The sequence below is a fragment of the Streptomyces aurantiacus JA 4570 genome, assembly GCF_000414115.1.
GTDB classification, from domain to species: Bacteria; Actinomycetota; Actinomycetes; order Streptomycetales; family Streptomycetaceae; genus Streptomyces; species Streptomyces aurantiacus_A.
This window is the reverse complement of sequence record NZ_AOPZ01000078.1, coordinates 1-13654: the sequence shown is the minus strand read 5'-3', so window position 1 is coordinate 13654 and position 13654 is coordinate 1. Positions and strand designations below refer to the sequence as shown.

At 73.4% G+C, this 13654-nt stretch carries 1 protein-coding gene; it reads left to right on the top strand.

Annotation, left to right across the window (positions count from 1 at the left end):
* Positions 1 to 27: 27 nt before the first annotated feature.
* Positions 28 to 13654, top strand: a 13627-nt coding sequence (gene glgB / locus STRAU_RS42910; protein ID WP_078621131.1) for a 1,4-alpha-glucan branching enzyme, incomplete at its 3' end; no start/stop codon positions are given.

The following is a 13654-nucleotide window of genomic DNA, read 5'->3' as shown; positions in this document are numbered from 1 at the left end:
GGACCTGGTGACCGCACCGGGGACCTGGTGCGCTGGACCGCCGACGGTGAACTGGAGTACCTCGGCCGGAGCGACCAGCAGGTCAAGGTGCGCGGCTTCCGCATCGAACTCGGCGAGGTCGAGGAGGCGTTGCGCGGCTGCGCGGGCGTGGCGGAGAGCGCCGCCACCGTCCTGGAGAGCGACGGCCACCGGCGTCTGGTCGGCTACGTCGTCCCGGCTCCGGGGGCACACCTAGAACCGGAGGCGGTGCGCCGGACACTCGGCCGCACCCTGCCCGACTACCTGGTCCCCGCGTCCGTCATGGTGCTGCCCGCGCTGCCGCTGAACCCCAACGGCAAGCTGGACCGCGGCCGCCTCCCGGCGCCGGCGCCCGCCGGGCACACCACCCGCCACGTCGCGCCCCGCACCCCCACCGAGCGGGTACTCGCCGGAATCTGGGCCCACGTGCTGCACGTGGAGCGGGTCGGCGCCGACGACAACTTCTTCGCCCTCGGCGGCGACTCCATCCTCAGCATCCAAGTGGTCGCCCAGGCCCGGCAGGCCGGGCTCACGGTGACCTCCCGTGACATCTACCGGCACCAGACGGTCGCCGCCCTCGCCCGCTGCGCGGACGACTCCGGCCCCCGCGGAACCGCGGCCCCGGCCGTCGTGGCCGCCACCGGCACGGCACCCCTGACGCCCATCCAGCGCTGGCTGTTCGACAGCGCGGGCGAACGGGCGGGCCACTTCGCGCAGACCCTGTCCACGGAGCTGGCAGGCACCGTCGACGCGGCGGCCCTGGAGCAGGCCCTCAACGACGTCGTCGCCCACCACGACGCACTGCGTTCCCGCTTCCCCGGCACCGACGGGGAGACGGGCGGCACCGACGGGGAGCCGGGCGCCACCGGCTGGCACATCGACGAGCGCATGCCGCGCCTGCGCCTCGGCCACCACACCGGCCCCGACACCGACACACCCCACCTCGGCCCCTTCGACCTGGCCCGCGGTCCGTTGCTGCGCGCCGTCCTGCACGACCGGGGCGAGGGCCTGCCCACGGTCCTGCACCTGGCCGTCCACCACCTCGTCGTCGACGGCGTCTCCTGGCGCGTCCTGCTGGAGGACCTCGACCGGGCGTACCGCGCCCGCCGCGAGGGCCGCGGCGGGGCCGGGACGCTGCCCGCCAAGTCCTCGCCGCTGCGGCACTGGGCCCGGCGCCTGACCGCCCACGCCGCCGAGGGCGGCTTCGACGACGAGGCGGCGTACTGGACACGGGCCACCGCCGGCGCCGAGGCGGACCTGCCGCGGGACCTGACCGGCGCCAACACCTACGCCTCGGCGCGCTCGGTCACCGTACGCCTGAGCGCCGAGGACACCTCCGCCCTGCTGCGCACGCTGCCGGACACCTACCGCACCCGGGTCAACGACGTGCTGCTGAGCGCCCTCGGCAGGGTGCTGTGCGCGTGGACCGGACACGAGCGCGTGCTCGTGGACGTCGAGGGACACGGCCGCGAGGAGCTCTTCGCCGACGTCGACCCCAGCCGTACCGTCGGCTGGTTCACCACCCGTCACCCCGTCGCCCTCGCCGTCCCGCCCGACGCGAGCTGGGACACCGTACTCAAGCAGGTCAAGGAGCAGGTGCGCGCGGTGCCGCGGCACGGCCTGGGGCACGACGGCCTGCGGTACCTGGCCCGGCCCGGAGTGCTGCCGCCGGCGCCCGCCGCGCAGGTCAGCTTCAACTACCTGGGCCGGTTCGGGGTCACCGGCGCGCCCGACAGCCTGTACGGCGACACGTTCCGCCCGCTGGAGCTGGACGCCGATCCGCTCGCCACCCGCCCCCACCCCCTGGAGGTCGTGGGCCAACTGGACGGCGAAGAGCTGGAGTTCACCTGGTTCTACTCCGCCGAACTGCACCAGGAGTCCACCGTCGCCGACCTCGCCGGGCGGTTCGCCCACGCGCTGGGCGGCATCGCCCGGCACGCCGCCACCCCCGGCACCGGCGGGCGCACCCCGTCGGACTTCCCGCTGGCCGGGCTCGACCAGGCGGCCGTGGACCGGATCACCGGAGACGACCCCGGCGCGGTGGAGGACGTCCATCCGCTCACGCCCACCCAGGCGGGCATGCTCTTCCACGGCCTGTCGCAGGACGACCGCCGCGTCTACTTCCAGCAGCTGTCGTTCGTCCTGGACGGCGTGCCCGACCCCGAGGCGTTCGCGGCGGCCTGGCAGCAGGTCACGGACCGTACCCCGGTGCTCCGCGGCGACGTCGTGTGGCAGGACGTCCCCGAACCGCTCTTCGTGGTGCGGCGGCGCGCGACCGTCCCCGTCACCCACCTCGACTGGCGCGGCCTCGGCGAGGACGAGCGGGGGACCAGGCTGCGGGACTTCCTCGACCAGGACCGCGAGCGCGGCGTCGACCTGACGCCGGCCCCGCTCCAGCGCCTGGCCCTCGCCCGGCTCTCCGACACCTCCGTGCGCGTGGTGTGGTCCTTCCACCACCTGATCCTCGACGGCTGGAGCCTGTTCCACGTCCTGTCCGACGTGTTCGCCCGGCACGCCCACCTCGCCGATGTGCCCGGAGCCGGCAGTGGCCTGCCCGACCGGCGTCCGTACCGCGACTACGTGGCCTGGCTGCGCGACCGCGACCGGGCGGAGGCCGAACGCCACTGGCAGGACCGCCTCACCGGCCTGAGCGAGACCACCGCGCTGCCCTACGACCGCGAGCCGCGCGAGAGCCACCACGCCGAGTCCACGGACGCGGTCCGCGCCACCGTGCCCGAGGCCACCAGCCGGGCGCTCGAAGCCCTCGCGAGGACGGCGGGACTCACCGTCAACACCCTCGTCCAGGGCGCGTGGGCACTGCTCCTGAGCCGACAGGCCGGCCGGGCGGACGTCGTCTTCGGCACCACCGTCTCCGGACGGCCGCCCGAGCTGCCCGGCGCCGAGGACATGACCGGCCTGTTCATCTCCACCCTGCCCACCCGGGTCACCGTGCCGCGCGACGGCACCCTGCTCGACTGGCTGCGCGACCTCCAGCGCGACCAGAGCGAGGACCGCCGCTTCGACTACGCGCCGCTGACACGGATGAAGGCGCTCACCGAACTCCCCGAGCGCGCCGCCCTGTTCGACAGCATCGTGGTCTTCGAGAACTATCCCGTCGACGACGATCTCGCCGCCGCCCACGGCCTTCGGCTGAGCGGGCTCGACGGCATCGAGACCACCAACTACCCGCTCAGCCTGGTGGCGTACCCCGGGACCGAACTGACCCTGCGCGTCGGCTACGACCCCGAGCTGTTCGACGCCGCCACCGCCGCACGGATGGCCGAGTACCTGACCGTCCTCCTGGAAGGCATGGCCGCCGAACCGGAACGCGCGCCCGCGCGGCTGCCCCTGCTGACGCCCGCCCGCCGCCACCAGGTGCTCGACACCTGGAACGACACCTCCGCGCACATCCCGGACGTCACCGCCGCGGAGCTGTTCGCCGCGCAGGTGCGGCGCACGCCCGACGCCGTCGCCCTGGAGGCCGGAGCCGAACGGCTCACCTACGGAGAGCTGGACGACCGGGCCGCAGCCCTCGCCGCCCGGCTCACCGCGCTCGGCGTCAGGGCCGAAGTGCCCGTGGGTGTCCTGATGAACCGTTCAGTCACCCTCGTCGTCGCGCAGCTCGCCCTCGCCCGCACCGGCGGCGTGTACGTCCCGCTGGACGGGCGGGCACCGGGCGAGCGGCTGCGCCGGCTGCTCGCCGACGTGGGCACGACGCTGCTGCTCACCGATGCCGCCTGGCAGGAGAGCGCGCGGGACGTGCTGCCCGACGGCACCGTGCTGCGTGTCGACGGCGATCTCGACGGCGATCTCGACGGCGATCTCGACGACGGCTTCGGCGGCGGTCTCTGCGATGCGGCGGCCGACGGGCGGGTGGCCGACGGGCCGACGTCCACCGAGCCGGGCGTCCCCTTCGTGCACCCCGACAACGTCCAGTACCTGATGTTCACCTCGGGCTCCACCGGCACCCCCAAGGGTGTCGCCGTGCGCCACCGGGACGTCGCCGCGCTCGCCCTCGACCGTGCCTTCGCCGGGCACGAGCGGGTTCTCGTGCACTCCCCGCACGCCTTCGACGCCTCGACGTACGAGCTGTGGGTGCCGCTGCTGCACGGCGGGACCGCCGTGCTCGCGCCGCCGGACGACCTGGACGCCGCCGGTGTACGCCGCGCGATCGCCGAGCAGGGCGTGCGCTGCCTGTGGCTCACCGCGGGTCTCTTCCGCCTGCTCGCCCAGGAGGACCCGGCCTGCCTGCGCGGTGCCACGGAGGTGTGGACCGGTGGCGAGGCCGTGCCCGGCGCGGTGGTCGCCCGGGTCCTGGACGCCTGCCCCGGCCTGACCGTCGTAGACGGCTACGGCCCCACCGAGACCACCACGTTCGCCACCCGGCGCCCCTTCCGCGCCGGCGACCCGCTGCCCGCGGTGCTGCCCATCGGACGGCCCCTGGACAACACCCGGGTGTACGTCCTCGACGACGCGCTGCAGCCCCAACCTCCCGGCGTACCAGGGGAGTTGTACGTCGCGGGCGCCGGCCTGGCCCGCGGCTACGCCGGGCTGCCCGGGGTCACGGCCGCCCGCTACCTCGCCGACCCGTTCGGCCCGCCCGGCACCCGCATGTACCGCACCGGCGACATCGTGCGCTGGAGCGGCGACGGCGAACTGCACTTCGTGGGACGCGCGGACGACCAGATCAAGATCCGCGGCTTCCGCGTCGAGCCCGCCGAGATCGAGGCCCGGCTCACGGCCCATCCGGCCGTCGCCGAGGCGGTCGTGTCCCTGTACGAGCACGCCGGACGCAAACGCCTGGCCGCCCACCTCGTACCGGCCCCGGACACACCGGCCCCGGCTGCGGCCGAGCTGCGCGCCCACCTGTCCGCGGACCTGCCCGACTACATGCTGCCCGCCGCCTTCGTCACCGTGCCGGAGCTGCCTCTGACGGCCAACGGCAAGGTGGACCGGCGCCGGCTGCCCGAACCCGCCTGGACCGCGACGGGCGACACGGCCTACCGTGCCCCGCGCGCCGGGGCCGAGCAGGTCCTCAGCGACATATGGGCGGACCTGCTCGGCGTGGCACGTGTAGGCGCCGACGACAACTTCTTCATGCTGGGCGGCGACTCCATCCTCAGCATCCAGGTCGTCTCACGCGCCCGCGCCGCCGGTCTTGCCCTCACCCCGCGCGACCTGTTCCGGCATCCCACGATCGCCGCCCTCGCAGCCGCCGGCGGCACTGCCGCACCCGTCGCCGGCACCGACCCGGTGGCCGGGGAGGTCGCGCTCACACCCATCCAGCACTGGTTCCTGGACGCGGGACCGCACCGCCCCGAGTTCTTCAACCAGTCCCTCGTCGTGGAGACGCCCCAGGACGTCGACCCCGACGCCCTGCGCCGCGCGCTCGCCGCCCTCCGGTCCCACCACGACGCCCTGCGCGCGCGCTTCGACCGGCAGGACGACGGAGCGTGGCGGCAGACGTGCGCCGACGCCGGGGCGACGGCACCCGAACTCCTCGAAGTCCACGACCTGAGCGGCCTGGACCCCGCGGCCGCCGAGGAGACCGAGACCCGCCTCACGGCCGAGGCGCACGCCGCCTTCCGCCTCGACACCGGCCCGCTCCTCACCGCCCGCCTGTTCCACGGGGCCCGCCCCCGCCTGCTCCTGACGGTGCATCACCTGGTGATCGACGGCGTCTCCTGGCGCGTACTCCTTGAGGACCTGGAGACCGCCTACCGGCAGGTGCGGGCCGGGGAACCGGTGCGTCTGGCGGAGCGCACCACCTCCGTCCAGGAGTGGGCGCGCCGCCTGCACGCGCACACCGCATCCGGTGGCTTCGCGGCCCAGCGCGAGCACTGGGAGGACGTGTCCCGGCACTGTGCCGCGCCGCTGCCCGTGGACTCCTGTGCCGACGCGGTCGGCGAGGGCGACGGCGCCAACACCATGGCCGACGTCCGGGAGGTCACCGTACGCCTCGACCGGCAGCGCACCGACGCGCTGCTGCGCGAGGTGCCCGGCGCCTATCGCACCCGGATCGACGACGCGCTCCTCACCGCCCTCGGCCGGGTCCTCGCCGGGTGGACGGGACGGCGGACCGTCGCCGTCGGCCTTGAGGGGCACGGCCGCGAGGACCAGCTGTTCGACGACATCGACCTGTCGCGCACGGTCGGCTGGTTCACCTCCCTGTACCCCGTCGCGCTCGACGTGCCGGACGGCGACTGGGGCAGCGCCCTGAAGGCCGTGAAGGAGCAGCTCCGCTCGGTCCCCGACCGGGGCATCGGCTACGGCGCCCTGCGGTACCTGGCCGGGGACGACCGGCTCACCGGCGCGCCGACGGCCGGCGTCAGCTTCAACTACCTGGGCCGGTTCGGCTGGGCAGGCGGCAACTTCAAATACCTCGTCGACTCCCTGCACCAGGCCGGCATCGGGGTGATCGTCGACTGGGTTCCGGCCCACTTCCCCAAGGACGACTGGGCGTTGGCGGCGTTCGACGGCGAGCCCCTCTACGAGCCGAACGACCCCCGGCGTGCCGAACACCCCGACTGGGGAACCCTCACCTTCGACTACGGCCGCAAGGAAGTACGCAACTTCCTTGTCGCCAACGCCACTTACTGGTGCGAGGAGTTCCACATCGACGGCCTGCGTGTGGACGCCGTCGCCTCCATGCTCTACCTCGACTACTCGCGCGAGGACGGTCAGTGGTCGCCGAACGAGCACGGCGGCCGCGAGAACCTGGACGCCGTGTCCTTCCTCCAGGAGATGAACGCCACCGTCTACCGGCGTGCCCCGGGGGTCGTCACCATCGCCGAGGAGTCCACCGCCTGGGACGGCGTCACCCGGGCCACCCACCACACCGGGCCCGGAGGCTTCGGCGGGCTCGGCTTCGGCCTGAAGTGGAACATGGGCTGGTCGCACGACTCCCTGGAGTACATCCGGCACGAACCCGTGCACCGCCAGTACCACCACGGCGAGCTGACCTTCGCCATGGTCTACGCGTACAGCGAGAACTACCTCCTGCCGCTCTCCCACGACGAGGTGGTGCACGGCAAGGGCGCGCTGGTGTCGAAGATGCCCGGCGACTGGTGGCAGCGGCGCGCCAACCACCGCGCCTACCTGGCCTTCATGTGGGCCCACCCCGGCAAGCAACTCCTCTTCATGGGACAGGAGTTCGCCCAGGGCGCCGAGTGGTCGCAGGAACAGGGACTCGACTGGGGGCTCCTGGACGACTCCTACCCGGCCGGGGAGGACCACCGGGGTGTGCGGCGGCTGGTGCGGGACCTCAACCACGCGTACCTGGCCGCGCCCGCCCTCTGGGAGCAGGACACGGCCCCGGCCGGATTCTCCTGGATCACGGTGGACGCGGCGCAGGACAACGTGCTGGCGTTCCTGCGCTACGCCACGGACGGCACCCCCTTGCTCGCCGTGTCCAACTTCTCGCCGGTCGTCCGCCACGACTACGCCCTCGTGGTGCCGGACGCGGTGGGCGCCTGGCGGGAGGCCCTCAACACCGACGAGGCCCGCTACGGCGGCGGTGACGACGTGGTGTTCGGCACGACCGTCTCCGGGCGCCCGGCCGATCTCCCGGGCGTGACCTCCATGGTCGGCCTGTTCATCAACACGCTGCCCACTCGGGCACACGTCGACGGGCAGCGGCGCCTCCTGGACTGGCTCGGCGAGCTCCAGGCCGCCCAGTCGGAGTCCCGGCGCCACGACTTCGTCTCCCTCGCCCAGATGCAGACCTGGAGCGACATCCCCGGCGGCACCAGCCTGTTCGACAGCATCGTGGTCTTCGAGAACTACCCGTTCGACGCGGACGCGCTGGCCCGGTACGGCCTGACCATCGAGCAGGAACGCGACCTGGAGCCGACCAACTATCCGCTCACCGTGATGATCTCGCCGGGCGAGCGGCTCGCGGTCGAGCTCGGCTACGACCCCCGCTACTTCGAGGCGTCCACGGCCGGCTCCCTGGCCGACCAGCTGTTGCACACCCTGCACGAGCTGGCCGGTGCGACGGACACCACGCGAGTGGATGCCGTTGATGTGCTGCCGCCCGCCGAGCGGAGCCGTTTGCTGGCGGGTGCGGCTCGCCCGCAGATTGATTCCGTGGAGCCGGTCACTCTGCCTGTTCTGGTGGAGGCGGCGGTGGATCGCACGCCGGATGCCGCTGCTCTGGATGCGCCTGGCTTGTCGCTGTCGTTCGCGGAGTTGGAGCCGCGGGCGAATGTGCTGGCGCACCGGCTCATCGCGCGGGGTGTGGGTCCCGGTGATCTTGTTGCGCTGACGCTGCCGCGTTCGGCGGAGATGGTTCTGGCTCAGGTGGCGGTCACGAAGGCGGGTGCGGCGTTCCTGCCGGTGGATCCCGGCTATCCGCAGGAGCGGGTTGAGTTGATGCTGCGGGACGCGGCGCCCGCGCTGACCCTGGGCGCCGAAGAGGTCACCGGTCTGCTCGCCGCCGCACCGGCCGACGAGCCGGGGCATCGACCCACGGACGTCGACCGTGTCCGTCCGTTGCGGCTGGATGATCCTGCGTACGTCATCTACACCTCGGGTTCGACCGGCACTCCCAAGGGTGTGGTCGTCACCCACCGGGGGGTGGCGGGCTTCGCCGCCGCCGAGGCCGCGCACTACCAGGTGCGTCCCGGGGACCGGGTTCTGGCGTTCGCCACGCCGAGTTTCGATGCCTCGGTGCTGGAGCTGTGCATGTCCTTGCCGCAGGGGGCGACTTTGGTGGTGCCTCCGCCCGGCCCGCTGCTCGGTGCCGAGTTGGCGGAGGTGCTGCGCGGTGGCCGTATCACGCACACGCTGCTGCCGCCTGCCGCGCTGGCCACGCTGCCGTCGGACACGCCTGGCACGCTGCCCGACCTGAAGACCCTGACGGTCGGGGCTGACGCCTGTGGGGCGGAGTTGGTGGCGCGGTGGGCGCCGCACCACCGCTTGGTGAACTCCTACGGGCCTACCGAGGCCACGGTCGTGGCCACGTGGTCGGATCCGTTGGAGCTGGAGGGCACGGCTCCGCCCATCGGCAGGCGGCTGCCTGGTACCGGCACGTATGTGCTGGACGCACGGCTGCGGCCGGTGCCCGATGGGGTGGCCGGTGAACTGTGGCTCAGCGGGCCGTCGTTGGCCCGTGGTTACCTCAACCGGCCCGGTCTGACCGCGTCCCGCTTCACCGCCGACCCCTTCGGCGCGCCGGGCACCCGGATGTACCGCACCGGCGACCTCGTACGCCGCGACGCCCGCGGCGAACTGCACTACCTCGGCCGCACCGACCACCAGGTGAAGTTGCGCGGCTTCCGCATCGAGCTGGGAGAGGTGGAATCCGCCCTCGCCCGGCACCCGCACGTGTCCGCGGCCGCCGCCCAAGTGGTCGAACACGACGGCCACCGGCGCCTCGTGGCCTACGCGGTCCCCGACGGCGCTGATGTCCCGGATTCTGCCGAGCTGCGCGCCTTCCTCGCGCGGACGCTGCCCGACCACCTGGTCCCGTCCGTGGTGGTGCCGCTGGAGGAGCTGCCGCTCGGCGCCACCGGGAAGCTGGACCGCCGGGCACTGCCCGAGCCGGTGTGGCCGACGGGTGACACCGGCGGCGGGGAGCACGCGCCACGCTCCGCCGCCGAGAAGACACTCGCCGCCATCTGGTCCGAGGTGCTCGGCGTGTCCGACGTGGGCGTGCGCGACAACTACTTCACCCTTGGCGGCGACTCCATCCTCGGCATCCAGATCGTCTCCGCCGCCCGCCGGGCCGGCCTGTCCCTCACCCCCCGGCACCTGTTCCAGCACCAGACGATCGCGGAGCTGGCCGTGGCGGCCGAGGACCTGCCCGCCTCGGCGACCCGCGCAGAACAGGGCCCGGTCGTGGGCGAGGCGCCACTGACCCCCGTACAGCACTGGCTGTTCGACACCCTCACCGGTGACCCGGCGCGCCTCACGCAGGGGGTCTCCCACCACCTGGCCGCCGACACTGACGAGACGCTGCTGCGCGGCGCGCTCGCCGCGGTCCTCGAACACCACGACGCCCTGCGGCTGCGCTACGAGAGGGACGCCGACGGGCGCTGGCGCCAGTACGGCACCGCCCCCGGCGACGGGGTCCACCTGGAGGTGCACGACCTGCCGCGGCGCACCCCGGAAGGCACCGACGCGGCGCTGCACGAGCTGGCCGACCGCCTGAGCGGCAGCTTCGACCTGTCCGCCGCCCCCCTGTTCAGGGCCGCGCTGTGCCGCCCCGGCGGCGACGGGAGGCCCGTACTGCTCCTGGCCGCCCACCACTTGGTCGTCGACGCCGTGTCGTGGCACGTGATCCTGGAGGACCTGGACAGCGCCTACCGCGCGCTGCGCGACGGGCACCCCGTGGACCTCGGGCCCAAGACCACGTCCTTCCGGGCGTGGGCGGGGCGGCTCCTCGACCACACCGCGGCCGGCGGCTTCGACGACGAACTCGCCCACTGGCACGCAGCGTCGGGGGACGCCACGCTGCCCACCGACCTGCCCGGCGCCAACACCGCCGCCAACGAGGAGACGGTGACGGTCGTCCTGGACCGCGAGGACACCCGCAGGCTGCTCCAGGACGTGCCCGACGCCTACCGCACCCGCGTCAACGACGTCCTGCTGTGCGCCCTGGGCCGGGTCATGGCGCGCTGGACCGGCCGGGACCGGGTGCCGGTCACGCTGGAGGGCCACGGCCGGGAGGAACTGTTCGACGGCGTCGACCTGTCCCGTACCGTCGGCTGGTTCACCAGCGTGTACCCCGTCGTCCTCGACGTGCCCCGGCACGCGGACACCGGCTCCGCCCTGAAGTCCGTCAAGGAGAGCCTGCGCGCCGTGCCGCGCGGCGGCCTCGGCTACGGCGCCCTGCGCCATCTGCACGCCACGGCGGGGGAGGAACTCCCCGGCCTTCCGCAGCTCGGCTTCAACTACCTCGGGCAGCAGGACGGCAACGCCCCGACCGGCGGCCTGCTGCACGCGCCGCACGGCGGGCTCATCGGCGGCATGGACCTGGCCGCGGAGCGACCGCATCTCATCGACGTCCTCGGCCATGTCACGGACAAACGACTGGAGTTCACCTGGTCCTACTCGCGCGAGGTGTACCGGCGCGACACCGTCGACCGCCTCGCCGCCGAGATGGCCGAAGAGCTGCGCGCGATCGTGCGGCACTGCGCCGAGCCCGGTGCCGGAGGCCGTACGCCGTCGGACTTCCCGCTGGCTCCGTTGGACCAGGAAGCCGTCGACCGGCTCGTGGGCACCGGCCGCGACATCGTGGACGTCTACCCGCTCACGCCCACCCAGTCCGGCATGGTCGTCCACGGCATGGACGACCCCGGCGGGGGCGTCTACACCGAGCAGGTCACGTTCGTGATGGACGGGGTGCGCGACACCGGCTCGCTGGCCGCCGCCTGGCAGCACGTCGTCGACCGCACCCCCGTGCTGCGCACCGCCGTGGTCCTGAGCGGCGTACCCGTCCCGCTCCAGGCCGTGCACCGCACCGCGTCCCTGCCCGTCACCGAGTACGACTGGAGCGACCTCGCGCCCGAGCGGCGCCCGGCGGAACTGGAGCGGCTGCTAGCCGAGGACAAGGCCCGCGGTCTCGCCCTCGACGGCGTGCCGCTGCTGCGCGTCGCCCTGATCCGGCTCGGCCCGGACGAGGTGCGCGTGGTGTGGACCTTCCATCACGTCCTGCTCGACGGCTGGAGCGTCTTCCACGTCCTGTCGGACGTCGTGGCCTGCCACGCCGCGCTCGCCGCGGGCGACGAGCCGCGCCTGCCGGACCGCCGCCCGTTCGCGGACTACGCGGCCTGGTTCGCGGGCCGCGACACGGCCGGCGCCGAGGAGCACTGGCGCACCGCCCTCGCCGGACTCACCGCTCCCACCGCCCTGCCCTACGACCGCAGGCCCGCCCTGGGTGCCACGGCCTGCTCCGGCACCTGGCTGTCGCAGCGGCTCGGCGAGGACTCCACCCGGCGGCTCCAGGAGTTCGCCCGCCGGCACCGGCTGACCCTCAACACCGTGGTGGAGGGCGCCTGGGGGCTGCTCCTCTCGCGGTGGAGCGGCGAGACGGAGGTCTGCTACGGCACCACCGTCTCCGGGCGGCCCTCGGACCTGCCCGGCGCCGACACCATCACCGGCCTGTTCATCACCACGCTGCCCGCGAGGGCCACCGTGGACGGCGGGGAGACGTGCGACGCGTGGCTGCGCCGGACGCAGTCCGCGCGGGCCGAGGACCGCCGCTTCGGCCACGTACCGCTCACCCGCCTGCACGCCTTCAGTGAACTGCCCGCGGGGACACCCCTGTTCGACAGCCTGCTCGTCTTCGAGAACTACCCGGTCGACGACAGCACCGCGGGCGCCCACGGCGTGCGCATGCGGGACCTGGAGGCCCGCGAAGCCACCAACTACCCGATCACCGTGGTGATCTCGCCCGGGGAGCGGCTCTCCGTCGAGCTCGGTTACGACCCCCGCTACTTCGAGGCGTCCACAGCTCGCTCTCTGGCCGACCAGCTTCTCCATACCTTGCACGCGCTGGCGGACTCGACGGACACCACGCGCCTTGACGCCGTCGACATCCTGCCGCCCGCCGAGCGCACCCGCCTGTTGGCGGGCCCGGCTCGCCCGCAGATCGACCTGGTGGAGCCGGTCACTCTGCCTGTTCTGGTGGAGGCGGCGGTGGACCGTGCTCCGGATTCTCCGGCTCTGGTTGCGCCTGGCTTGTCGTTGTCGTTCGCGGAGTTGGAGGTGCGGGCGAATGTGCTGGCGCACCGGCTCATCGCGAGGGGTGTGGGTCCTGGCGATCTTGTTGCGCTGACGCTGCCGCGTTCGGCGGAGATGGTTCTCGCCCAGGTGGCGGTCGCGAAGGCGGGTGCGGCGTTCCTGCCGGTGGATCCCGGCTATCCGCAGGAGCGGGTTGAGTTGATGCTGCGGGACGCGGCACCAGCCCTGACGTTGGACACGGAGGAGGTCACCGGTCTGCTGACCGGAGACCAGGACGTACGACTACGGCCGACGGATGCCGACCGTGTTCGTCCGCTGCGGCTCGATGATCCTGCGTACGTCATCTACACCTCGGGTTCGACCGGCACCCCCAAGGGTGTGGTCGTCACCCACCGGGGGATGGCGGGCTTCGCCGCCGCCGAGGCCGCCCACTACCAGGTGGTCCCCGGGGACCGGGTGCTCGCCTTCGCCACGCCGAGTTTCGATGCCTCGGTGCTGGAGCTGTGCATGTCCCTGCCGCAGGGGGCGAGTCTGGTCGTACCGCGACCCGGCCCGCTGCTCGGCGCGGAACTGGCCGAGGTGCTGCGCGAGGAACGCATCACCCACACGCTGCTGCCGCCTGCCGCGCTGGCCACGCTGCCGTCGGACACGCCTGGCACGCTGCCCGACCTGAAGACCCTGACGGTCGGAGCCGATGCCTGTGGGGCGGAGCTGGTGGCGCGGTGGGCGCCGCACCACCGCTTGGTCAACTCCTACGGGCCCACCGAGGCCACGGTCGTGGCCACGTGGTCGGATCCGTTGGAGCCGGACGGCACGGCTCCGCCCATCGGCCGCCGCCTGCCGGGCACCGGCACCTACGTGCTGGACGCGCGGTTGCGGCCTGCCCCGGATGGGGTGGCCGGTGAACTGTGGCTCAGCGGGCCGTCGTTGGCCCGTGGTTACCTCAACC